This window comes from Paracoccus acridae (assembly GCF_014642735.1).
Lineage (GTDB): Bacteria > Pseudomonadota > Alphaproteobacteria > Rhodobacterales > Rhodobacteraceae > Paracoccus > Paracoccus acridae.
The window spans coordinates 135,750-159,256 of record NZ_BMIV01000003.1 but is presented as its reverse complement, the minus strand read 5'-3'; the positions used below and the strand labels follow the sequence as shown (position 1 = coordinate 159,256).

Genomic DNA, 23,507 nt, shown 5'->3' with positions numbered 1-23,507 from the left:
GAGGGCGTGCGTCAGCGCGGCTTTGTCGCCCCTGGCAGGTTCCAGGGGCGCAGTTCCGCCTCCATCCAGGTGCCGTGGGCGGCGTTCGGGAAGACAATCCAGTCCTCGCCGAAGCGGTCGGCGTGATCCTCGGCCAGCTTGTGCTGTTCGTCCAGCGTCACGCCCGCGAAGCAACCGTGGAAATCGTGCAGCGTGTCGCCCAGGTGCAGGATGACGCGGTGGTTCCTTTCCACGGCGGCGCGGCGTTCGGCCTTGGGCGGCCCGAACAGCAGCACCTGGTCTGCATGGACCTGCGGCAGGCCAAGCCGCGACAGGGTGGCGATGGTCGCCAGCTTGTTTTCCTCGAACCGGTCCGAGACATAGAAGATCGTGACGCCCAGGCTGTCGGCCAGGTGGAAGAAATCGCTCGCACCGGGCAGCAGATGCGGCGTGCCTTCGCGTTCCCACAGCTTCCAGGTCTCGAACCCGTCCAGATGCTCGCCCAGGGCCATCGCGTGGGCCATGACGGCGGTGTTGTCCAGGATCGTCTCGTCGATGTCGCTGACAACGGCCAGGCCCTTGCCGGTGCCGTTCGCCTCCACCGCCGCGCGCAGGCGCAGCGTCGCCAGGGCATAGCATTGCCGTTGCAGGGCCTTCACCTCGGCCGAGCGTTGCTGATAGCGGATCGCGATGGCGCGTTCCGACGGGTGATGGCGGGGGGGCGGGGTGGTCATGGCGAATCCTGTCCTTGGCGCGCCGGACCCTAGGACCGCCATCCGCCTTCGTCAAACCGCTGCGGCAGTCGCGGGCAGTCGCGAGGGCGCCTCGCGCACCGGCAGGTGGATCAGGGCGCTGATCGCGCCGACGCCGACGCCCACCCACCAGACCAGGGTATAATCGCCATAGGCGTCATACAGCTTGCCGCCCAGCCAGACCCCCAGGAAGGATCCGATCTGGTGGGACAGGAACACGAAGCCGTAAAGCGTGCCCATATAGCGCAGCCCATAGATATAGGCGACAAGCCCCGAGGTCAGCGGCACCGTGGCCAGCCAGAGCGCCCCCATGACCAGCGAAAAGACGATGACGCTGGCCGGCGTGATCGGCATCAGGATGAAGGTGGCGGCGGCGATGGTGCGAAGCGTATAGATCCCCGCCAGCAGGTATTTCTTGGTATAACGCTTGCCCAGCCATCCCGACAGGATCGAGCCCGCGATATTGGCAAGCCCGATCAGGCTGATCGCCGCCGCCCCCAGGGCCGAGGTGGTGGTGATCCCGATGCTGGCCAGCGTGCCCATGGGGCTGATGGGGCCGCACATTTCCGTCACCATGGCGGGGAAATGGGCGGTGATGAAGCCAAGCTGATAGCCGCAGGAAAAGAAGCCCACGAAGATCATCAGGAAGGACGGGTCGCGGAAGGCGCGGCCTAGGACGCTGCCCAGGCTTTCCTCAAGCTCGTGGCGGCTGGCGGGCTTGCCGTCGCCCAGCATCGGCAGGAAGGCCATGCAGGCCAGCACGATCACGCCGAAGATGATGAACACCGTAGGCCAGGCATAAAAGCCCAGCAGAACCTCGGCCAGGGGGGCGCCGAAGACCTGGCCCGCCGATCCGGCGGCGGTGGCGATACCTAGGGCCAGGCTGCGGTTCTCGTCGCTGGCCGCACGGCCGACCACGGCCAGGATCACGCCGAAGCCCGTGCCCGCGATGCCGAAGCCCACCATCACCTCCAGCAATTGCATCGTCGCGGGCGAGGTGGCGAAGGCGGTCAGGATCAGGCCGGCCGAATACAGGATCGCCCCCAGGATGATCGCCCAGCGGTCGCCCCAGCGTTCGGCAAGCGCGCCGAAGATCGGCTGCCCGATCCCCCAGGCCAGGTTCTGGATGGCGATCGCCAGCGAAAATTCCGCGCGCGGCCAGCCGAAATCGGCGGCGATGGGGATCTGGAAGACGCCGAAACTGGCCCGCAGGGCGAAGTTGATCAGCAGGATCAGCGATCCGCCGATCAGGATGGGCGTGAACAAACGAGAGGAAGGCATGACGGAACCCGCGCGGCCATATGTCGCGGCCAGCGTTGAACCCGTCAGGCCCGAAGATCAAGCCCCGTCGGCGTGATGCGATCCATCACCCGCGATGATGGGATCGCGCCGAAGGATCAGTTCCGCCGCGCCATCTCGTTGTTGATCGAGAATTTGGAGGCGGGGATGGAACCGCCCTCGCGCATCTCGCCCAGGATCACGGTGGTCTTCTGCCCGCTGTCGTCGGTTACGACCCATTGGCGCAACTGCGTGGGCCCTGCGGTGAAGACCATCTGGATATTGCCGTATTGCGGGTTCTGCGGATCCTGCGCGGTGACGACGGTGGCGTTCTTCGCTTCCGTGTGCGCGGTGACCATGTTCGCGCGCCCCAGGTTCACGTTCGCATCCAGGATGATCGACAAGGGCGTCTGCGACAGCGGATATTGCTGCGGCCCACTGGATTTCGGATCGAACACCGCCACGTTCCCGCCCGACGCCATGACCAGCGTGCTGTCGTTGTTATACTCGAACCGGACGCGCCCGGGCCGCTGGATATAGACCGTCCCGGTCGAGATCGAGCCATCGGGATTGACCTGCGTGAACTCGGCCGTCGCTGTCGTCATCCGGTTCAGATAACGCGACAGTTCGTTCAGCGGGATCTTCTCGGCCAGGGCCGGGAAGGCAAGGGCAAGAACAAGGGCGGGCGCAAGCGCGAGGGATCTGAGGTTCATGCGGGCGATCATATCCTTTCGGTGGCGGGATGCACATCACGTCTGGCGGATGGCGTTGCGGCGAACGCTCGCATCGGCGTGAGGGTTCCTGCGGGGCAAAGGTTGAACGGAACACAGCGCGAACATATATCTGCCCCATGGCAGCGCGAACATTGCAACAGAAGCTTGCGATCCTGTCGGACGCGGCGAAATACGACGCCTCTTGCGCGTCCAGCGGCACGACCCGGCGGGACTCGCGTTCCGGCGGGCTGGGATCGACCGAAGGCATGGGCATCTGCCATGCCTATACGCCCGACGGGCGCTGCATCAGCCTGCTGAAGATCCTGATGACGAACTTCTGCATCTATGACTGTGCCTATTGCATCAACCGCGTCAGCAGCAACGTCGAACGCGCCCGCTTCACGCCCGAAGAGGTCGTGACGCTGACGCTGGAATTCTATCGCCGCAACATGATCGAGGGGTTGTTCCTGTCGTCGGGCATCATCCGCAGCCCCGACCAGACGATGGGCGACATGGTCCGCATCGCGCGGATGCTGCGGGTGGATCATGGCTTCAAGGGTTATATCCATCTGAAAACCATCCCCGACGCCTCGCCCGAACTGGTGGCCGAGGCGGGGCTTCATGCGGACCGGCTGTCCGTGAACATCGAACTGCCGCAGGATGCCAGCATCCGCGAACTGGCCCCCGAAAAGCGCCCCGAGACGATCCGCGCCGCCATGGCCGATGTCCGCCTGTCGCGCGAGGCCGCGAAGGAACGGACGCATACCGGCAAGCGCCCGCCGCGCTTTGCCCCGGCCGGCCAGTCCACGCAGATGATCATCGGCGCGGACGCGGCCACCGACCGCGACATCCTGAAGACCTCGGCGAACCTGTATTCCGGCTATGACCTGAAGCGGGTCTATTATTCCGCCTTCAGCCCGATCCCCGACGCATCCGCCGTTCTGCCGCTGGTCAAGCCGCCCTTGATGCGCGAACACCGCCTTTATCAGGCCGACTGGCTGATGCGCTTCTATGGCTTCGAGGCCGAGGAGATCGGCGCCGCCCATCCGTCGGGCTTCCTGGATCTGGCGATCGACCCCAAGCTGGCCTGGGCGCTTGCGAACCGCGCGCAGTTTCCCGTCGATGTCGCCCGCGCCAGCAAGGAGATGCTGCTGCGCGTCCCCGGTTTCGGCACAAAGACGGTGACGCGCATCCTGGCCGCACGGCGCAACGGGCCGGTGCGATATGGCGACCTGCTGCGCATGGGGGCGATCATGTCCAAGGCCAAGCCCTTCGTGACGCTGCCCGACTGGCATCCCGGCGTGCTGACCGACAGCGCAGGTCTTCGCGCGCGTTTCGCACCGCCGCCTGAACAGCTGCAACTGCTGTGATCCGCGTCGATCTGCCCCGCTTCGGCCGGTTCGACGCCTGGCGCGACGTGGCCCGGCAACTGGCGTCGAACCGGGTGACGCCCGGTGACGTGGCTTGGGGCGATGGGGGGCTGTTCGGCGGCGATGCGCCCCCGCCCATCGGTCCGCATCCCGTGATCGCGACCAAAGATTTCCTGGATCTGGCCCGAACGGTCGCCAGCCATTCCGATCCCGAACGCTGGGCCTTGCTTTACGGCGCGCTGATCCGATTGCAGGATGACCGCAGCTTCATCGCCAATCCTGCCGACCCGCTGACCAGCCGGTTGTCGCGCATGGCGAAATCCGTGCGCCGCGACCTGCACAAGATGCACGCCTTCGTGCGCTTCCATGAACTGCCCTCGGACGGTCCGCGCCGCAGCTTCGGCGCCTGGTTCGAACCCGAACACCTGATCCTGGAAGCGGGCGCGCCGTTCTTTGCCAGGCGTTTCGCCGACATGGACTGGCTGATCGCCACCCCCGAGGGCATGGCCCGGTTCGACGGCAGCTTGCATTTCGATCCGCCCGGACCGCGCCCGAACCTGCCCCCGGACGCCAGCCACGACCTGTGGCAGACCTATTTCGCCAATATCTTCAACCCCGCCCGGATCAAGACCCAGGCCATGCTGTCCGAAATGCCGCGCAAATACTGGAAGAACCTGCCCGAAACCGACTTGATCGCGCAGATGCTGGCCGATGCGCCCCGCCGCGTGCAGGCGATGCGGGACGCCGGGGCGACCGACGCCCCCGCCTTCGCCGCCCGCGTGACCGCCCGCATCCGCCAGATCCCCGACGACAGCCTGCCCGAGACGTTGGGGGGCGCGCGCGACCAGGCCCTGCGCTGCACCCGCTGCGATCTCTGCCATGCCGCGACCCAGACCGTCTGGGGCGAGGGCGATCTCTCAGCCCCCCTGATGATCGTGGGCGAGGCGCCGGGCGATCACGAGGATCTGCAGGGCCGCCCCTTCGTCGGTCCGGCCGGGCAGCTTCTGCGCCAGACCATGGACCAGGTCGGCCTTGATCCCGCGCAGGCCTGGATGACCAATGCGGTCAAGCACTTCAAGTTCACCCCGCGCGGCAAGCGCCGCATCCACCAGAACCCCAATGCAGGCGAAATCCGGCATTGCAAATGGTGGCTGGATATCGAACGCCGGATGATCGCGCCGCGCCTGACCGTGGCGCTTGGCGCGACGGCGGCCTTTGCCCTGACCGGCAACCGCTTGCCCCTGACTCCCCGGCGTGGCGGGGTGGAAACGACGCTGGATGGCGGGCCGGTGCTGATCACCTGGCATCCCAGCCTGATCCTGCGCCTTGATCCCGGTGCGGCCGCCACGGCGCGCGAACAGTTCGCCCTTGACCTGTCGCAGGCGGCACGGCTGATGGCGGCCTGATACCCATCTTCTGTGCTCAAATATCCGCGGGGGAGTCCGCCTTGGCGGACGGGGGCGGCAGCCCCCCTACAACGCCCGTCCTGTCAGAAGCCGCGGCATCGGATCGACCGACAGCCCCGCCGCCTGCCGCATGAAGCGGCGCCGCAGGCCGGGAACGGCGCTGACGACCCCCATGCCGATCCCCCGCACGACCGACAGCGCCGGATTGTCGCTGGCGAACAGCCTGTTCACCCCGTCCATGCCAAGCGCGAGGCTGGTGCCATCGAACCGCCGCCACCCCTGGTATCGTTCCAGCACCAGGTCGGACCCGATATCCTCGCCCCGGCGGGCGGCATCCACCAGCACCTCGGCCAGGGCCGCCACGTCGCGCAGGCCCAGGTTCAGCCCCTGGCCCGCGATCGGATGCACCCCATGGGCCGCATCGCCCACAAGGGCCACGCGGTCGGCGACATAGCGATCGGCCAGCGACAGGCTCAGCGGATAGGTGAAGCGCGCCCCGGCCAGCGAGATGTCGCCCAGGTAATCGCCGAAACGCGGGCGCAGCACGTCCAGGAAGGCCTCGTCGGGCAGCGCCGCAATGGCGCGGGCATTGTCATGGGTTTCCGACCAGACGACGCTGCTGCGGTTGCCGGGCAGCGGCAGGATCGCCAGCGGACCCGTCGCCATGAAATACTGTTGCGCGACGCCGTCATGCGGGCGGTCATGGGCAATGGCCGCGACAAGCGCCGTCTGGCCGTAATCCCATCCCTGCCGCCGGATGCCCGCGCGCGCGGCCACGCCCGACCCGCGGCCGTCGGCGCCCACCAGAAGCCGGGCGCGCAGCCGCCGGCCGTCCGACAACGCGGCCTCGACCCCCCAAGGCCCGATCTGCTGGTCCACGACCGACAGGCCCGACAGATGCTGCACCCGATCCCGCATGGCCGCCAGAAGGGCGCGATACAGGAACCGATCCTCCAGCATGAAGCCGACCGGGCCTTCCTCGATCTCGGCGCTGTCGAAATGCAGGAAGAAGGGCGCGGCCCCTTCGCCGGGGCGGCCCTGGGATGCCTTGACCTGGCGGATCGGCTGGCTGTCGTCCGCCAGCCCCTGCCACAGCCCAAGCGCCTTCAGCAACCGTTGCGAGGCGACCGCCAGCGCATAGGCGCGCCCGTCGAAATTGTCGCCCGCGCGGTCGTCCGCAGGCCGGGGATCGACCACCGCCACGCGCAACCCCGCCTGGGCCAGGGCAAGCGCCAGCGCAGGGCCGTTCAGCCCGCCACCGGCGATCAGGATATCGGTATCAAGCTCCATCGCCGCGATCATGCACGGGTGCGGGGCGATGTCCATGCGGCGATGCGTCCTCGGCCGCCAGGATCGCGGCAAGGCCGCTGCGATAATCGGGATAACGCAGCCTGATGCCCAGGTCGTCCTTGATGCGCCGGTTCGACACCCGCTTGCTGTCGGCATAGAAGGACCGCGCCATCGGCGTCATCTCGGCCTTCTCGAAAGGCACCTCGGGCGGCGGGGGCAGGCCCAGAAGGGCCGCCGCATGGGCCAGCACCTCCTGGGGCGGGGCCGGGTCGTCGTCGCAGAGGTTATAGGCGGTCCCCGGCGCAGGCCGGTCGATCGAGGCCAGCAGCACCCGGGCGATATCCTCGGCATGGATGCGCGAAAAGACCTGGCCCGGCTTGATGATCCGCCGGGCGGTGCCGTTTCGCACCTTTTCGAACGGCCCCCGGCCGGGACCATAGATCCCCGCCAGCCGGAAGATGTGCAGCGGCAGCCCAGCCTGATCGGCCAGGGCGCGCCAGTCGCTCTCGGCGCGGATGCGGGCCGCCCCGCGCGGGCCGGTGGCGTCAAGGGCGCTGTCCTCGTCCACCCAGCCGCCGTTGCGGTCGCCATAAACCCCGGTGGTCGAAAGATAGCCCAGCCAGAAGGGCCGCGCCCGGGCCAGATCATCGCGGAAGGCAGCCAGGACTGGATCGCCCTGCGGCCCGGGTGCGGCGGAGACCAGGACCGCATCGGCCGAGGCGATCTCGGACCGCAACCGTTCCTCCTCCCCCGGCCACAGGACCGGTTGCGCGCCCGCCGCCGCCACCCGGTCGGGATCGTTCCGGGTGGTGCCCGTGACCTGCCAGCCGCGCGCGCGAAGCAGGGGCGTCAGGAAGCCCGCCGAATAGCCGTGACCGAAAACAAGCATCTTCATGACGGCACGGTAACCGTCCGGCAGCCGGGACGCCAGACGCTTGCCTGCGGCCGGTCCGGCTGGCAGGGTCGGAACAAAGAAGGATAACAAGAATGGATACGGATCCCCGCTACCTGCCGGTCGAATCCCCCGACACGCCGGGCCGCCAGCAGTTCACCGATGCCGCCGCCGCCGTCGCGCATCTGCAGGCGCTTTATGCGCAGGCGACCGGCTTTCTGCTGAACCGCTTCACCAGGGCCCTGGAAGGCGACAAGCCCACCGCCCGGTATCGCGCCTATTATCCCGAACTGCGCCTGACCGTGACCACGCATCCGGCGGTCGATTCGCGCTTGGCCTTCGGCCATGTGGTGGCGCCCGGCAGCTATTCCGCGACGGTCACCCGCCCCGACCTGTTCGGCAACTATCTGCGCGAACAGATCGGATTGCTGATCCGCAACCACCGTGTCCCCGTGACCGTGGGGGTCAGCGACACGCCCATGCCCGTCCATTTCGCAGTCGCCGCGCAAAGCGACCTGGCCGTGCCGCAGGAAGGCGTGCTGGACTTTTCGCTGCGCGATGTCTTCGACGTGCCCGACCTGAACACCATGAACGACGACATCGTGAACGGGGTGGCCGGGCCGATGCCGGACGGATCGCTGCATCTGGCGGCGTTCACGGCGCAGCGCATCGACTATTCCCTGGCGCGGCTGCAGCATTACACGGCGACGGCGGCGGAACATTTCCAGAATTTCGTGCTGTTCACCAACTACCAGTTTTATGTGGACGAGTTCGAAGCCTTTGCCCGCCGCGTCCTGGGCAACCCCGATCTGGGCTATGACAGCTTCGTGGCGCCGGGCAACCAGGTGATCACCGATGCGGACACGCCCCTGGCCACGCTGGCCAAGCTGCCGCAGATGCCCGCCTATCACCTGAAGCGCGCGAACGGGCAGGGGATCACGCTGGTCAATATCGGCGTGGGGCCGTCGAACGCCAAGACCGCGACGGACCACATCGCGGTTCTGCGGCCCCATGCCTGGCTGATGGTCGGCCATTGCGCGGGGCTGCGCAATAGCCAGCGGCTGGGCGATTTCGTGCTGGCCCATGCCTATCTGCGCGAGGATCACGTCCTGGACGCCGACCTGCCGGTCTGGATCCCGCTTCCCACCCTGTCCGAGGTGCAGGTGGCCTTGCAGGAAGCCGTGGCCGAGGTGACGCAGCTTGAAGGCTACGAACTCAAGCGGATCATGCGGACCGGCACGGTGGCCACCATCGACAACCGCAACTGGGAACTGCGCGACACGCCGATCCATCGGCTGTCGCTGGCGCGGGCCGTCGCGCTGGACATGGAAAGCGCCACCATCGCCGCCAACGGGTTCCGGTTCCGGGTGCCCTATGGCACGCTTCTGTGCGTCAGCGACAAGCCGCTGCATGGCGAACTGAAGCTGCCGGGCATGGCCACCGACTTTTACCGCACCCAGGTCGCCAACCACCTGCTGATCGGCATCCGCGCCATGGAAAAGCTGCGCGAGATGCCGCTGGAACGGATCCATTCACGCAAGCTGCGGTCGTTCAACGAAACGGCCTTCCTTTGACCTTGCGTCAACCGGTCACAAGCCCTCCGCTTTGGCAGGAAACGGCGAAAAAGGCTTGATCTGTTGGGGAAAACGGTGTGTAGCAGGCGATATGCCGCAAACGGCGCCATCCATAGGCCCCGCAGAACCGGGCAAGAGGAGACAGATCAATGGCTGACAAACCGATGACCAAGACCCAGCTGGTTGCGACCCTGGCCGAGGAAATGGGTTCGGACAAGAAATCGGCATCCGCCGCGCTGGACGCGATCGCCGCCGTTGTTTCCCGCGAAGTCGCCGCCGGCGGTTCCGTGACGATCCCGGGCATCGGCAAGATCGCCTGCCGCGCCCGCCCGGAACGCCAGGTCCGCAACCCGCAGACCCAGGAAATGATGACCAAGCCGGCCGACAAGCAGGTCAAGGTGACGGTCGCCAAGTCGCTGAAGGACAGCGTCAACAGCTGATACCTGCGACGCCGCAGATGACAGGGCCGTGCCGCCGGGCGCGGCCTTTTTCGTTGGCCCGGCAGGGTCCGCGATGGATGCAAGCAAAATGCCTAGGGAAGGCATGTGTTCGACTAACACGGTCCTTGATCGCGGGATTTCGGTATCGGCCCTTCCCGCCGCCGCCATGACCTGCTAGCCCTTCTGCATCATCTGCAAACGAGGCCGGCATGGACATTCGCGCAATCCTCATGGGGGTGTTCTTTGCGGTGATGTGGGCCTCGGCCTTCACCTCGACCCGGATGATCGTGACCGAGGTGCCGCCGCTGTTCGCCCTGGCCTTGCGCTTTGCCCTGTCGGGGGTCATGGCGGTGGTCATCGCCTTGCTGATGGGCCAGACCTGGCGCGCGCTGACGCGGGCGCAATGGCGGGCGGTGGTGATCCTGGGGCTGTGCCAGAATGCGCTGTATCTGGGCCTGAACTGGGTGGCGATGCAGTGGATCGAAGCGGGGCTGGCCTCGATCATCGCGGCCACCATGCCGCTGATCGTGGCCGCGCTGGGCTGGGTGCTGATGGGCGAACGGCTGCGGCCCATGGGGGTCGCGGGCCTGGTCCTGGGCCTTGCCGGGGTGGCGATCATCATGGGCGCGCGGCTGCAGGGCGGGGGCAGCGATCCCGTGGGCATCGTGATGTGCTTTGCCGCCGCCCTTGCGCTTGCCGTCGCCACGCTGACGGTGCGCGGGGCCAGTTCGGGGGGCAACGTCATGATGATCGTCGGCTTGCAGATGCTGGTCGGATCGGTGACCCTGTGGTGCATCGCCCCCATCCTGGAGGATTGGCATGTCGATCCCAATCCCAGGCTGGTCTGGGCCTTCCTTTACACGGTGATCGTGCCGGGCCTTGTCGCCACCTGGGTCTGGTTCAAGCTGGTCGGCCGGATCGGCGCGGTGCGGGCGGCGACCTTCCATTTCCTGACGCCGTTCTTCGGGGTCGCCACGGGCGCGGCCCTTCTGGGCGAACGGCTTGCCATGGGCGACGTGATCGGCGTCGGCGTCATCATGGCCGGCATCCTGGCGGTGCAGCTGTCCAAGGCGCCGGCCCCCGTGGTTCCCGTCAGGCCCGCACCGCCTGCCTAAGATGCGCGCATCCGTTCGGCGCAGCGATCCGCCCATTCCCTGACCGCAGGCGTCATCGGCATCGCTTCGCCAAAGAAGATAAAGGGCGAGGCGCAGAGCAGGTCGGCGGCCGAGAAATCCTGCCCCAGCAGGAAGGGGCCGTCCGCCAGGGCCTCTTCGATCCGCGCCAGCATCGTGTGGTGGTCGCGAAAGGTCGCCTGCAGCGCGGGATGGTCGATCCCCAGGTAATGCAGCAGGGACACCGGCTCGATCACGCCCTGGTAATAGAACAGCCAGGACACGAAGGCGCCGCGTTGCGGATGGCCGACGGGGCGGCCAAGACCGCCTTCGGGAAAGCGGTCGGTCAGCCAGGTGATGATCGCCCCTCTTTCGCGGACATGGTCGTCCCCATCGACCAGATAGGGCACCTTGCCTTCGGGATGAGGGTTCCTTGGGTCGCGGCTGCCGCTGCCGTCCTGGCGGGGGATCGTCACCTCGACGATGTCGATCCGGTCGCGGATCCCCATCAGGTCGATCAGGGTGACGATGCTGTCGGACCGGCTGTCCGGGGCGTGATAAAGCGTGGGCACGGGCTTGTCTCCGAGGTTGGTGTGGCGACAGGATAGCGCAAGCCCTGACAGAAAGTGACAGCATGGCCCGCACCGACCGCCTGATGCGCCTGATGGATGCGCTGCGCCGCCTGCCCGGCCCCGTCACCGCCGCACGTCTGGCCCAGGAAACCGGCGTGTCGCCCCGTCAGCTTTACCGCGACATCGCCACCCTGCGCGCGGGCGGCGCGCTGATCGACGGGGCGGCGGGCCTTGGCTATACCCTGACCGAGGATCCGGCCCTGCCGCCGCAAAGCTTTTCGCGCCTCGAGATCGAGGCGTTGCGCCTGGCCGTCGAAGCGCTGGCGGGGATCGGCGACGAGGATCTAGTCCGCGCGGGACGCGACGCCCTGGCGCGGATCGTGGCGACGCTGCCCGAACGCCAGGCGCGTCAGGCGATGCACGCAATCATGCGCTGTTTCCTGCAGGCCCCCGACCGCGCCGCGCCGCAGGTCGATCTGGCGCTGATCCGCGCGGCCTGCTGGGACGAACAGGCGCTGCTGATCGATTATCTGGACCTGAACGGCGCGAAGACGCACCGGGTCATCTGGCCCCTGGGCCTGTCCTATTCCGACCAGTCGCTGATGCTGCTGGCCCATTGCCGGTTGCGCATGGATTACCGCGTCTTCCACGTCAACCGCATCGCGGCAGCCAGCCTGACCGGCGACAGCTTCCGCCCCCGGCGCGTGGCGCTGGTGCGCGATTATGCCGATGCCCACCGGGAACACGTCCAAGCCGCGAGGCGTTGATTTTCATGGAATGTTCACCATCTTGGTTTCCATGCGCGCCGATCAGATCCTGCACCCCACGCCGGCCGGTCTCTACTGCCCTCCCGGTGATTTCTACATCGACCCGGTCCGCCCGGTACATCGCGCGCTGATCACCCATGGCCATGGCGACCATGCCCGATCGGGGCACGGCGCGGTCCTTGCCACGCGCCAGACGCTGGAGATCATGGCGATCCGCTATGGCGAGGATTTCGCGGGCCAGCGGCAGGCGGCGGACGAGCCGCTGCGGATCGGAGACACCACCGTCAGCTTCCACCCGGCGGGCCATATCTTGGGTTCCGCGCAGATCGCCGTGCAGCCGGATCATGGGCCCAGGATCGTCGTGTCGGGCGACTATTGCCGCCACCCGAACCCGGTCAGCGCGCCTTATGAACCCGTGCCCTGCGACATCTTCGTGACCGAGGCGACCTTCGGCCTGCCGGTCTTCAAGCACCCCGACCCTGCGGGCGAGATGACCCGCCTGCTGGCCAGCATGGCCGAGTTTCCCGAACGCCACCACCTGATTGGCGCCTATGCCCTGGGCAAGGCGCAGCGGCTGATCATGCTGGCGCGGCAGGCGGGGATCGACGGTCCCATCGCCATCCACGGCGCGCTGCAACGGTTGTGCGATTACCATGTGGAACAGGGCATCGACCTTGGCCCCCTGGTCCCTGCCACCGCAAAACAGGTGGACGCGCAACTGGTGATCGCGCCGCCCTCGGCCTTTGCATCCGCCTGGGTGCAGCGGTTCCGCGACCCGGTGGTCGGTTTTGCATCCGGCTGGATGGCGGTGCGGGCGCGTGCCCGGCAAAGGGGTGTCGAACTGCCCCTGGTGATCAGCGACCATGTGGACTGGCCGCAGGTCACGCAGACCATCCGCGAACTGGCCCCGCAGGAGGTCTGGATCACCCACGGGGCCGAGGACGGGCTGCTGCGCTGGTGCGAATTGCAGGGCATACCCGCCCGCCCCCTGCGGCTGGTCGGTTACGAGGACGAGCCGGAATGAGGGCCTTCGCGAACCTGCTGGAACGCCTGGCCTTCACGCCCGCGCGCAACGCCAAGCTGCGGCTGCTGCGGCATTACCTGGAACAGACGCCCGACCCCGATCGCGGCTTCGCCCTGGCCGCGCTGACGGGCGATCTGAAGCTGCGCACGGTGACGCCCGGCCTTTTGCGCGGGCTGATGGTCGAACGCGTGGACGAACAGCTGTTCGCGCTGTCCTATGACTTCGTGGGCGATCTGGCGGAAACCATCGCGCTGCTGTGGGACAGTGACCGGGACGAGGACGTGCCCCTGCATCAGGCCGTGGCGCTGCTGTCGGATACCGGCAAGGCGGGCCTGCCCGCGGCCATCGCCGGGATGCTGGACCGGCTGGGCCCGTCGCAGCGGCTGGCCTTCCTGAAGCTTGCCACCGGCAACATGCGCATCGGCCTGTCCGCCCGCATGGCGCGCATGGCCCTGGCGGATATGGGCGCCCCCGACGTGGCCCAGATCGAGGAGATCTGGCACGGGCTGACCCCGCCCTATCAGCCCTTGTTCGACTGGATCGCGGGGGGCACGCGCCCCGAACATGCCGCCCGCGCGCCCTTCCGCCCGGTGATGCTGTCCACGCCCGTCGATCTGGACCAGCTTGGGGCCTTCGATCCCGCAGATTATGTCGCCGAGTGGAAATGGGACGGCATCCGCGTGCAGGCGATCAACGACGGCGGGGTGCGCAGGCTCTATTCCCGCACCGGAGAGGACATCGGCAACAGCTTTCCCGACCTGATCGAGGCGCTGAACTTCGACGGCACCCTGGATGGCGAACTGCTGGTCAGGCGGGGCGAGGATGTCGCCGTCTTCGGCGACCTGCAAAAGCGGCTTGGCCGCAAGCAGGTGGGCAAGGGGATGCTGGAAAGCCACCCTGCGGGCTTGCGCGTCTATGATGCCTTGATCTGGCAGGGCCGCGACCTGCGGGATCTGCCGCTGATCGACCGCCGCGCGGTGCTGGAGGGTGCGGATTTCGGCAGCGACCGCATCGACGTGTCGCCCCTGCTGGATTTCACCACCTGGGACGATCTGGCGGCCTTGCGCGCCGATCCCCCGGCCCAGGTGATCGAGGGCGTGATGATCAAGCGCCGCGACAGCCTCTATGTCGGCGGCCGCCCGCGCGGGCCCTGGTTCAAGTGGAAGCGCGACCCGCATGTGGTCGATGCCGTGCTGCTTTATGCGCAGCGCGGTCATGGCAAGCGGTCGGGCTTCTACAGCGATTTCACCTTCGGCCTGTGGGACGCGGACCAGCTTGTCCCGGTCGGCAAGGCCTATTTCGGCTTCACGGACGAGGAACTGCGCGAACTGGACCGCTTCGTGCGCAACAACACCATCGAACGTTTCGGCCCCGTGCGATCCATCGCCCCCAAGCTGGTGCTTGAGGTCGCCTTCGAGGGGCTGAACGCATCCGGCCGCCACAAGTCGGGCGTCGCCATGCGCTTTCCCCGCATCAGCCGCATCCGCTGGGACAAGCCCGCGTCCGAGGCCGATCACCTGTCCGCGCTGAAGGCCATGATCCCGTGACCCTTCCGCCCGAGTTCCAGGACTGGTTCGCAGCCCAAGGCTGGCAGCCGCATCCGCATCAGCTGGATCTGCTGGCGGCGCAGAGCGACACGCTGCTGATCGCGCCGACCGGGGGCGGCAAGACGCTGGCGGGTTTTCTGCCCTCGCTGGTGGCGCTGAAGGACGGACACAAGGGGCTGCACACGCTCTATGTCTCGCCCCTGAAGGCGCTGACGGCGGATATCGCGCGCAACCTGGCGCGCCCGGTGGCGGAACTGAACCTGCCCGTCCGGGTCGAGGATCGAACCGGCGACACGCGATCCTCGCAACGCGCGCGGCAAAGGGTCGATCCGCCACAGATCCTGCTGACCACGCCGGAATCGCTGGCCTTGATGCTGTCCTATGAACAGGCGCCGCAGATTTTCGGCAGCCTGCGCCGCGTGGTGCTGGACGAATTGCACGCGCTTGCGGAAAACAAGCGGGGCGACCAGTTGATGCTGTGCCTGGCGCGGCTGCGGACGCTGGCGCCGGGCCTGGTCGCCACCGGCCTGTCCGCCACGGTTGAGGATCCGCGCGCCTTGGCCGATTTCATGGGCGGCGCGGCGATCATCCATGCCGATCCCGGCCCAGAACCCGACATCGCCATGCTGGCCACTGCCCGTCCCGCGCCCTGGTCCGGCGGCGGCGGCCATTACGCCGTCCCCGAGGTTCTGGCCGAGATCAGGCAGGCCCGCACCACCATCATCTTCATCAACACCCGCGCCCAGGCCGAACTGTTCTTCCAAGCCCTGTGGGCGGCCAATGACGAGAACCTGCCTATCGGGTTGCACCACGGCAGCCTGGCCCGCGAGGCCCGCCAAAGGGTCGAGGCGGCGATGGCCGCGGGCGAATTGCGCGCCGTTGTCGCGACGGGCAGCCTGGATCTGGGCATCGACTGGGGCGCGGTCGATCTGGTGATCCAGGTGGGGGCGCCCAAGAACGTCAAGCGGCTGGTCCAACGGATCGGGCGGGCGAACCACCGCTATAACGCGCCCTCGCGCGCGCGCATCGTGCCCGCCAACCGCTTCGAGGTGGTCGAATGCATCGCCGCCCTTGAAGCCGTCCACGAACATGACCTTGACGGCGATCCGCGCGGCCCGGGCCCCTTGGATGTGCTGTGCCAGCATATCCTGCTGACGGCCTGCGCGGGGCCCTTCGATGCCGACGCGCTGCTGGCCGAGGTGCGCACCGCCGGCCCCTATCGCGGGCTGACGCGGGCGCAGTTCGACGATTGCCTGGATTTCGCCGCGACCGGGGGATACGCCCTGCGCGCCTATGACCGCTGGCAGCGTCTGATGCAGCGCGACGGGCCGTGGCGTCTGCGCGATCCGCGCGCGGCCCGCGACCTGCGCATGAACGTGGGCACCATCGTCGAGGCCGAGATGCTGAAGGTCCGGTTCCGGCGCGGCGGCGGCCTGCTGGGCGAGGTCGAGGAAGGCTTTGCCGCGACCCTGGTGCCCGGCGACACCTTCCTGATCGGCGGGCAGACCGTCAGGTACGACGCCCTGCGCGAGATGGTGGTCGAGGTCACGAAGCAGCCCACCAAACAGCCGCGCATCGCGCTTTATTCCGGGATGAAGCTGGCGACATCCACGCAATTGTCGCACCGGGTCCAGGCGCTGATCGGGGACCGGTCGCGCCACTGGGTTCTGCCCCCCGACACCGCCGACTGGCTGGCCATGCAGGCCCGCATCAGCACCCTGCCGCAGCCGGGCGTCCTGCTGAGCGAAAGCTTTCCCTTTCAGGGCAAGTGGCATTTCGCGCTTTATGGCTTTGCCGGGCGCAATGCCTTGCAGACCCTGGGCCTGTTGATGACCAAGACGATGGAGGATGCGGGCCTGGGTCCCCTGGGCTTCATCGCCACCGATTACGCGCTGCTGATCTGGTCGCTGGACCCGGTGGTTGATCCCGCGCCGCTGCTGGACCGCGACGCCCTGCGCGCGGGCCTGGGCGACTGGCTGGCGGGCAATGCGGTGATGAAGCGGACCTTTAAGAATGTCGCGGTGATCTCGGGCCTGATCCAGCGCAACATGCCGGGACAGCGCAAGTCGGGCAAGCAGGCCACCTTTTCCAGCGACATCCTTTACGATACCTTGCGCCGCTATGACCCCGACCACCTTCTGCTGCGCATCACCGCGGACGAGGCGCGCCGGGGCCTTGTCGATTTCGACCGGATCGAGGAGATGCTGGACCATCTGCCCCATCACGACCATCGCATGACGGGCCGCGTGACACCCCTGGCCGCGCCCTTGCTGCTGGAATACGGCCGCGTGCCGATCACCGGCGCCGGGCGCGACCGCCTGGCCGAGGCCGAGGCTAAGGCCCTGATGGCCGAGGCGGGCCTGGCATGAGCCATGCCTTCGACTTCGCGGGACATGCGCTTCAGGCCCGGCCATCGGGCGCGCTTTACTGGCCTGAACGCCGCTGGCTGATCGTGGCCGACCTGCACCTGGGCAAGTCCGAGCGCATGGCCCGGCGGGGCGGATCCCTGCTGCCGCCCTATGAGGTTCTGGTGACGCTGGACCGGCTGGAAGCCGAGATCGCCGCCACCGACCCGGCCGCCGTCGTCAGCCTAGGCGACGGCTTCGACGACGATGCCGCCGCCCTGGCACTGCCGGATGCGCTGTGCGACCGGCTGCGGAACATGGCCTGTGGCCGCCGCTGGATCTGGGTCAGCGGCAACCACGATCCCTCTCCGGTCTGCCCGCGCCTTCCGGGCGAAACGGTGGGGGAACTGGATGACGGGCTGGTCCTGCGCCATCAGGCGGGGCAGAGACCGGACGTGTCGGGACATTTCCACCCCTGTGTCCGGCTGGCGGGCGACCGGCGACGCTGTTTCCTGGTCGGACAGGACCATCTGATCCTGCCCGCCTTTGGTGCCTATACCGGCGGGCTTGCCATCGACAGCCCGGTGCTGACAGCGCTGGTCCCGCAAGGCATTGCCATCGCCTGCGGCAGCCGCGCCCTGGCGGTGCCTGTGGGCCATCCGATGCGCAGCGGCACATCGCGCCGCAGGTCGTGAAAAAGCCGGGCCGCCGCAGGCGCCCGGCTTTCATTCGTGGACAGGATCGGATCAGAAGCTGAAGTTCACGCCGACCTTGACGTTGTGATGCTCGGGCGTGGCGCGCGTCAGGATCGTCTGGTCGTCTCCGATGTCATAGCTGACCTCGGTCTTGCCGAAGTTGCGGTACTGCCATTCCGCAAAGACCGACAAGTTGTCGCGCAACTTGCGTTCGACCCCAAGACCCAGCGAGTAGCCGGTCTCGGAATAGCTTTCGGTGATGCTGTTGTCCGAGCCGCCGAGCTTGTAGTCGAAGTCGCCGTGAACGACGCCCGCCGTGCCATAGACCAGGGTCTGCGGATCGACGGTATAGCCCGTCTTGAACTGCAGGCCGGCGATGTAGTTCACCGAGGATTCGACGTCGAAATTGACGCCATCGACGCTGACGCGGTCCGAGGCGTCGATGCTGCCGCCCTCGACCCACAGTTCGGGACCGAAGACCCAATTCCCGCGCTGCCAGCGATAGCCTGCGTGAAGGCCCGCGTTCAGACCCTTGAGATCCACACTTCCCAGGTCATTCGCACGGTCGATCAACGCTCCGCCTTCGAGCAGGTCCAAACCGATCTCGTCATCGCTGCCGAAGGCATAGCCGATCGAGCCGCCGGCATAACCACCAGCCCAGTTGCTGGCAGGTGCGGCTTCGATGACGGGTGCGGCCACCACCGGATCAGCGACCGGGGCAACATAGCCGCCGGCAAGGGCGCCAGATACGCCTGAGATCAGGCCAAGGGCGGAAATCGCCAGGAACGAGGAATAACGCATCTAAAGCTCCTTCTTCGAGGAAATCTCAACAATTGCGCAAGTTTCGCAATGATCACGAGAATAAGCGCGATTTGTATGTCCTGCGATCATACAGTCCATGCGTTCAAACCGGAACCCCGCGCCTTGAACAAAGGCGCGGCATTTTCGCAACAGGCTCAGGTGTCCAGGTTCTCGACGCTCAGCGCGTTCTGCTGGATGAATTCGCGGCGGGGTTCGACGACATCGCCCATCAGCTTGGTGAACAGATCCTCGGCCTCGGCCACGTCCTCGATGCGGACCTGCAGCATGGTGCGCGCGCCGGGATCCAGCGTGGTTTCCCACAACTGTTCTGGGTTCATCTCGCCCAGACCCTTGTAGCGTTGAAGCGACAAGCCCTTTTCGCCTTCCAGGAAGATCGACTGCAACAGGCCCAGGGGTCCGAAGATCGGCTGGTCGCGGTCCTTGCGCACCAGACGGGCGCCCTGGCCATAGACGTCCTGCAGGGCCTGGGTCATTTCGCCCAGGCGGCGGCTTTCGGCGCTGCGCAGCATCTGCCCGTCCAGGGTGCGGCTTTCCTCGACCCCGCGCAGGGTGCGGGTCAGGCGGATCCCTGCGTCCTGCGTGGGGCGTCCGGTCCAGCCGCGTTCGTATTCCTCGGCGATCATGTCCAGGCGGGCCGCCACGGCATCGGCCGCGCCCTGGGCATCCGTGTCGATGCGGCCCGGCAGAAGCGCACCGGCAATGGCCGCCTGTTCGGTAATGTGCGGGGGGTAATGCGTCGGATAGGCGCGCAGCAGGCGGCGGGCAATGCGCGCCTCGCCCACGACGCGGGCCAGGTCCGCGCCCACGATCTCCTCGCCCGAGGCAAGGCGCAGCACCGCACCCTCGACGCCCTGCTGGATCAGGTAATCCTCCAGCGCGGCCTCGTCCTTGAGGTAGACCTCGGACCGCCCGCGCGACACCTTATAAAGCGGCGGCTGCGCGATATACAGGTGACCGGCGTCGATCAGTTCCGGCATCTGCCGGAAGAAGAAGGTCAGAAGCAGCGTGCGGATATGGGCGCCGTCGACGTCGGCATCGGTCATGATGACGATCTTGTGGTAGCGCAGCTTGGACAGGTTGAATTCGTCACGCCCGATCCCCGTGCCAAGCGCCGTGATCAGCGTGCCGATCATTTCCGACGACAGCATCCGGTCGAAGCGCGCGCGTTCCACGTTCAGGATCTTGCCCCGCAGGGGCAGCACCGCCTGGTTCTGGCGCGACCGGCCCTGCTTGGCGGACCCGCCCGCCGAGTCACCCTCGACGATGAACAGTTCGGACAGCGCCGGATCCTTTTCCTGGCAGTCGGCCAGCTTGCCGGGCAGCGAGGCCACGTCCATGGCCGTCTTGCGGCGCGTCAGTTCGCGGGCCTTGCGCGCAGCCTCTCGGGCCAGGGCGGCCTCGATGATCTTGCCGACGATGGATTTCGCTTCGGCCGGGTTTTCCTCGAACCACTCGGCCAGCTTTTCGCCCACCAGGTTCTCGACCGCCGGGCGGACCTCGCTGGACACCAGCTTGTCCTTGGTCTGGCTGGAGAACTTGGGATCGGGCACCTTGACGGACAGCACGCAGGTCAGGCCTTCGCGCGCGTCGTCGCCGGTGAAATCCACCTTTTCCTTTTTCGCGATGCCGCTGTCCTGGGCGTATTTGGTGATGACGCGCGTCAGCGCGCCCCGGAAGCCCGCCAGATGGGTGCCGCCGTCCCGCTGGGGGATGTTGTTGGTGAAGGGCAGCACGGTTTCATGATAGCTGTCGTTCCACCACATCGCGACCTCGACCCCGATGCCGTTCCGCTCGCCGGTCATGAAGATCGGCTCGGGCATGACGGCGGTCTTGGACCGGTCGAGGAACTTCACGAATTCCCGCACGCCGCCTTCATAGTAAAGCTCGGTCTTCTGCACCTCGGCATGGCGTTCGTCTTCCAGGATGATGCGGACGCCGCTGTTCAGGAAGGCCAGTTCCCGCAGGCGGTTTTCCAGCGTCTTGTACACATATTCCAGGTTGCTGAACGTGCCGTCCGGGTGGGTGGTCTTGGCGGATGCCAGGAACCGCACCTCGGTCCCCTTTTCGCCCGGCGCGGCATCGCCCACCACGCGCAGGGGTTCGACCGTGTCGCCCTTTTCGAACCGGGCGTAATGTTCCTTGCCGTTGCGCCAAATGCGCAGTTCCAGCCAGTCCGACAGCGCGTTCACCACCGACACGCCCACGCCGTGCAAGCCCCCCGACACCTTGTAGGAGTTGCTGTCGAACTTGCCGCCCGCGTGAAGCTGGGTCATGATGACCTCGGCCGCGGAAACACCCTCGGTCGGGTGCATGTCCACGGGAATGCCGCGCCCGTTGTCGCGCACGCTGACGCTGTTGTCGGCGTGGATCTTGACCTTCACATAGTCGGCATGACCGGCCAGGGCCTCGTCGATGCCGTTGTCCACGACCTCGGTCACCATGTGGTGCAGGCCCGATCCGTCGTCGGTGTCGCCGATATACATGCCGGGCCGTTTCCGGACGGCTTCCAATCCCTTGAGAACCTTGATGGAATCGGCGCCGTATTCGGCGGTCTGCGCGGCTGTTGCGGTCATGGGTGAATGTGTCCTGTTCCTGTAGCGCCGATATAAGCATTCCGGCAGCCAAAGTCACGGGAAAGACGGGATTTTTCTGCCTTTTTGGCAGGGTTCAGCCGGTCGTTTCGGTGGCCTGCGACCGCCCCTCCGTCTTGGTCACCGAAAGGCGCCGCGCCCGCGGTCCCAGGCTGTCGAAAAGCTCGGCCCCGGTGCCCGTCAGCAGGCTTTGCGCGGGCAGGCCGCAGATGCGGTCGTAAAGCGCCGCGCGGCGGTCGGCGTCCAGATGGGCCGCGACCTCGTCCAGCAGCAGCACGACCGGCTGGTCGGACAGGGCACGGGCATTGGCCAGGATCAGCGACAGCAGAAGCGCCTTCTGTTCCCCCGTGGACGACAGCGCGGCGGGCATGTCCTGCGGCCCCCAATGCGCGCCCAGATCGGCGCGATGCGGACCGGTCAGCGTGCGGCCCGCCGCCATGTCGCGCGGGCGCATGGCGGACAGGCGGTCGGCGATGCTGCCTTCGTCGGGATCGTCGGCCTGTCCTTCGCCCGGCAGCAGGGCCAGGACGGCGGCGGGGAAATCGCCGCCGTCCTGCGCGGCCATGATCGCCCGCAGGGCGTCGCGGCGATTGCGGGTCAGGGCGGCCCCGGCCTCGGCCATCTGCGCCTCCAGCGCACGATACCAGGCGGGATCGCCGATCTGGTCCTTCAGCAGGCGGTTGCGTTCCCGCATCGCCCGGTCATAGGTCAGGGCAAGGTCGGCATGGTCGGGATGCAGGCTCAGCGTGACGCGGTCCAGGAAACGGCGGCGTGCCTCGGGCGGGTCGGACCACAGCCGGTCCATGGCGGGTACCAGCCAGATGATCCGCAGCAGGCGTCCAAGGGCTGTCTGCGCCACCGGCTTGTCGTCGATGCTGACGCCGCGCGGCTGGCCCGGCGGGGCCACGGTCTCGACCGGGCGGCCGTCGATCATGGCCCGGATCCGCCAGCCCGCATCCTTGCCCTGCCGGGCCTGGTCGGGCGCGGGCACGGCCCGCAGGCCGCGGCCCGGCGCCAGCATCGACACGGCTTCCAGGATATTGGTCTTGCCCGATCCGTTCGGGCCGAAGATCGCCAGGGGCCGGTGGTCCAGATCCAGGTCAAGCCGGGACCAGGACCGGAATTGCGCAAGTGAAAGACGGGTAAGCGTCACACCCGCATCGGCATGACGACATAGACGGCGCTTTGATCGCCGCCTTCACGGATCAGCGCAGCATCGCCCGAGCCGTTGAACAGGAACACCGCATTGTCGCGGTCCACCTGGGACGCGATTTCCTGCAGGTATTTGGCGTTGAAGCCGATCTCCAGCGGATCGTCGGCATAGGCCACGATCAACTCCTCCTCGGCCGCGCCCGCGTCGGGGGCGTTCACCGACAGGATCAGCCGGTCCTGGTCCAGCGCCAGCTTGACCGCGCGGGACCGTTCGCTGCTGACGGTCGCCACACGGTCCACCGCGCGGGCGAAGTCGGTGGCGTCCACTTCCAGCTTGCGGGCGTTGTTCAGGGGGATCACGCGCGAATAATCGGGGAAGGTCCCGTCGATGACCTTGGAGGTCAGCGTCAGCGTGGGCGTGGCGAAGCGCACCTTCGTCTCGCTGACCGAAACCGCGATGTCGGTATCGTCGTCGTCCAGAAGCTTGCGCAGTTCCGCGACCGTCTTGCGCGGCACGATCACGCCCGGCATCTCGTCCGCGCCGACCGGCAGGGGCGCGTCGATCCGCGCCAGGCGGTGCCCGTCGGTCGCCACGCAGCGCAGCATCGGCTGGCCGTCAACCTGCGCCACATGCATGTAGACGCCGTTGAGGTAATAGCGCGTCTCCTCGGTCGAGATGGCGAATTTCGCCTTGTCGAACAGCCGGCGCAGCAGGTCGGCCTTGGCCTTGAAGTTGACGCTGTATTCCGAGGACGCCATCACCGGGAAATCCTCGCGCGGCAGGGTCGCCAGGCTGAAGTTGGACCGCCCGGCCTGCACCGACAGCCGGCCCGCGGCCTCGTCCGTGCTGATCTGCACCAGGGCGCCGTCGGGCAGCTTGCGCGCGATCTCGTTCAGCATCACCGCGCTGACGGTGGTGGCGCCGGGGCGTTCGACCTGGGCGGGGGCCTGGTCCACCACCTCGGTGTCCAGGTCGGTGGCGCGGAAGCTGACGCCATCGGGCGTGGCCTCGATCAGGACGTTGGCCAGGATCGGAATGGTGTTGCGACGTTCCACAACCGACTGGGCCTGAGACACGGCCTTGACCAGAACCGCACGCTCGATCGAGAATTTCATCGCTTTTCCCTGTGCCTTCGGCCATCCGGCCCGTGAACGGACCTGATTTGTAACCAGACCGACGCGCCCT

General features: G+C 67.2%; 20 protein-coding genes. 10 read left to right on the top strand and 10 right to left on the bottom strand.

Features of this window, described 5'->3' with window-relative positions; all coding sequences use genetic code 11:
• Positions 1-11: 11 nt before the first annotated feature.
• The 3 genes from IEX25_RS06110 to IEX25_RS06100 form a co-directional block, all read right to left on the bottom strand.
• The gene (locus IEX25_RS06110) at positions 12-713 is read right to left on the bottom strand and encodes an HAD family acid phosphatase (RefSeq protein ID WP_158247974.1); all 702 of its coding nucleotides are present in this window, start codon (positions 711-713) and stop codon (positions 12-14) included.
• A 51-nt stretch (positions 714-764) separates the two neighbouring features.
• Positions 765-2,012, bottom strand: coding sequence for an MFS transporter (locus IEX25_RS06105; protein ID WP_188714467.1), 1,248 nt, complete (start codon positions 2,010-2,012; stop codon positions 765-767).
• A 116-nt stretch (positions 2,013-2,128) separates the two neighbouring features.
• The gene (locus IEX25_RS06100; protein ID WP_188714466.1) at positions 2,129-2,722 is read right to left on the bottom strand and encodes a LolA family protein; all 594 of its coding nucleotides are present in this window, start codon (positions 2,720-2,722) and stop codon (positions 2,129-2,131) included.
• A 137-nt stretch (positions 2,723-2,859) separates the two neighbouring features.
• On the opposite strand from IEX25_RS06100, the gene IEX25_RS06095 reads away from it, so the two are divergent.
• Both IEX25_RS06095 and IEX25_RS06090 read left to right on the top strand, forming a co-directional pair.
• Entirely contained in the window at positions 2,860-4,092 is a 1,233-nt protein-coding gene (locus IEX25_RS06095; protein WP_188714465.1) for a putative DNA modification/repair radical SAM protein, read from the top strand.
• Positions 4,089-5,498: a UdgX family uracil-DNA binding protein gene (locus tag IEX25_RS06090; RefSeq protein ID WP_188714464.1), complete on the top strand. Its 1,410-nt coding sequence runs from the start codon at positions 4,089-4,091 to the stop codon at positions 5,496-5,498. Before IEX25_RS06095 ends, IEX25_RS06090 begins: the two co-directional genes overlap by 4 nt.
• A gap of 66 nt (positions 5,499-5,564) precedes the next feature.
• On the opposite strand, the gene IEX25_RS06085 is transcribed toward IEX25_RS06090, so the two are convergent.
• Both IEX25_RS06085 and IEX25_RS06080 read right to left on the bottom strand, forming a co-directional pair.
• Positions 5,565-6,788 (bottom strand): UbiH/UbiF/VisC/COQ6 family ubiquinone biosynthesis hydroxylase, encoded by a 1,224-nt coding sequence (locus IEX25_RS06085; RefSeq protein ID WP_370463839.1) that lies wholly within the window; start codon positions 6,786-6,788, stop codon positions 5,565-5,567.
• Positions 6,778-7,683, bottom strand: coding sequence for an SDR family oxidoreductase (locus tag IEX25_RS06080; protein WP_188714462.1), 906 nt, complete (start codon positions 7,681-7,683; stop codon positions 6,778-6,780). Before IEX25_RS06080 ends, IEX25_RS06085 begins: the two co-directional genes overlap by 11 nt.
• Positions 7,684-7,775: 92 nt before the next feature.
• Here IEX25_RS06080 and IEX25_RS06075 point away from each other — a divergent pair, with 92 nt between their 5' ends.
• From IEX25_RS06075 to IEX25_RS06065, 3 genes are all read left to right on the top strand, one after another.
• Entirely contained in the window at positions 7,776-9,254 is a 1,479-nt protein-coding gene (locus IEX25_RS06075) for an AMP nucleosidase (protein ID WP_103172615.1), read from the top strand.
• Between the two features lie 149 nt (positions 9,255-9,403).
• Positions 9,404-9,694: an HU family DNA-binding protein gene (locus IEX25_RS06070; protein ID WP_103172614.1), complete on the top strand. Its 291-nt coding sequence runs from the start codon at positions 9,404-9,406 to the stop codon at positions 9,692-9,694.
• Between the two features lie 209 nt (positions 9,695-9,903).
• On the top strand, positions 9,904-10,809 hold the full coding sequence (locus IEX25_RS06065) for a DMT family transporter (protein ID WP_188714461.1): 906 nt from the start codon (positions 9,904-9,906) through the stop codon (positions 10,807-10,809).
• Here the strand turns inward: IEX25_RS06065 and IEX25_RS06060 are convergent.
• Positions 10,806-11,378 (bottom strand): glutathione S-transferase family protein, encoded by a 573-nt coding sequence (locus IEX25_RS06060; protein ID WP_188714460.1) that lies wholly within the window; start codon positions 11,376-11,378, stop codon positions 10,806-10,808. The two genes, IEX25_RS06065 and IEX25_RS06060, sit on opposite strands and share 4 nt — an antisense overlap.
• 62 nt (positions 11,379-11,440) lie before the next feature.
• Between IEX25_RS06060 and IEX25_RS06055 the strand changes: the two genes are divergently transcribed.
• From IEX25_RS06055 to pdeM, 5 genes are read left to right on the top strand one after another with little or no spacing between them, the layout of a single operon-like run.
• Positions 11,441-12,145: a helix-turn-helix transcriptional regulator gene (locus IEX25_RS06055; RefSeq protein WP_188714459.1), complete on the top strand. Its 705-nt coding sequence runs from the start codon at positions 11,441-11,443 to the stop codon at positions 12,143-12,145.
• Between the two features lie 31 nt (positions 12,146-12,176).
• Positions 12,177-13,169, top strand: coding sequence for a ligase-associated DNA damage response exonuclease (locus tag IEX25_RS06050; RefSeq protein ID WP_188714637.1), 993 nt, complete (start codon positions 12,177-12,179; stop codon positions 13,167-13,169).
• Positions 13,166-14,716: a cisplatin damage response ATP-dependent DNA ligase gene (locus IEX25_RS06045; RefSeq protein ID WP_188714458.1), complete on the top strand. Its 1,551-nt coding sequence runs from the start codon at positions 13,166-13,168 to the stop codon at positions 14,714-14,716. Before IEX25_RS06050 ends, IEX25_RS06045 begins: the two co-directional genes overlap by 4 nt.
• Entirely contained in the window at positions 14,713-17,085 is a 2,373-nt protein-coding gene (locus IEX25_RS06040; protein ID WP_188714457.1) for a ligase-associated DNA damage response DEXH box helicase, read from the top strand. The genes IEX25_RS06045 and IEX25_RS06040 overlap by 4 nt, the downstream gene beginning before the upstream one ends.
• Positions 17,082-17,756 (top strand): ligase-associated DNA damage response endonuclease PdeM, encoded by a 675-nt coding sequence (gene pdeM / locus IEX25_RS06035; RefSeq protein WP_188714456.1) that lies wholly within the window; start codon positions 17,082-17,084, stop codon positions 17,754-17,756. Before IEX25_RS06040 ends, pdeM begins: the two co-directional genes overlap by 4 nt.
• 51 nt (positions 17,757-17,807) lie before the next feature.
• Here the strand turns inward: pdeM and IEX25_RS06030 are convergent, their stop codons facing one another.
• From IEX25_RS06030 to dnaN, 4 genes are all read right to left on the bottom strand, one after another.
• Positions 17,808-18,557, bottom strand: a complete 750-nt coding sequence (locus IEX25_RS06030; RefSeq protein WP_188714455.1) for an outer membrane protein — start codon at positions 18,555-18,557, stop codon at positions 17,808-17,810.
• 155 nt (positions 18,558-18,712) lie between these two features.
• Positions 18,713-21,151: a DNA topoisomerase (ATP-hydrolyzing) subunit B gene (gene gyrB, locus IEX25_RS06025; protein ID WP_188714454.1), complete on the bottom strand. Its 2,439-nt coding sequence runs from the start codon at positions 21,149-21,151 to the stop codon at positions 18,713-18,715.
• Positions 21,152-21,245: 94 nt separating this feature from the next.
• Positions 21,246-22,322: a DNA replication/repair protein RecF gene (gene recF / locus IEX25_RS06020; RefSeq protein ID WP_188714453.1), complete on the bottom strand. Its 1,077-nt coding sequence runs from the start codon at positions 22,320-22,322 to the stop codon at positions 21,246-21,248.
• Positions 22,319-23,437: a DNA polymerase III subunit beta gene (gene dnaN, locus IEX25_RS06015; protein ID WP_188714452.1), complete on the bottom strand. Its 1,119-nt coding sequence runs from the start codon at positions 23,435-23,437 to the stop codon at positions 22,319-22,321. Before dnaN ends, recF begins: the two co-directional genes overlap by 4 nt.
• Positions 23,438-23,507: the final 70 nt, after the last annotated feature.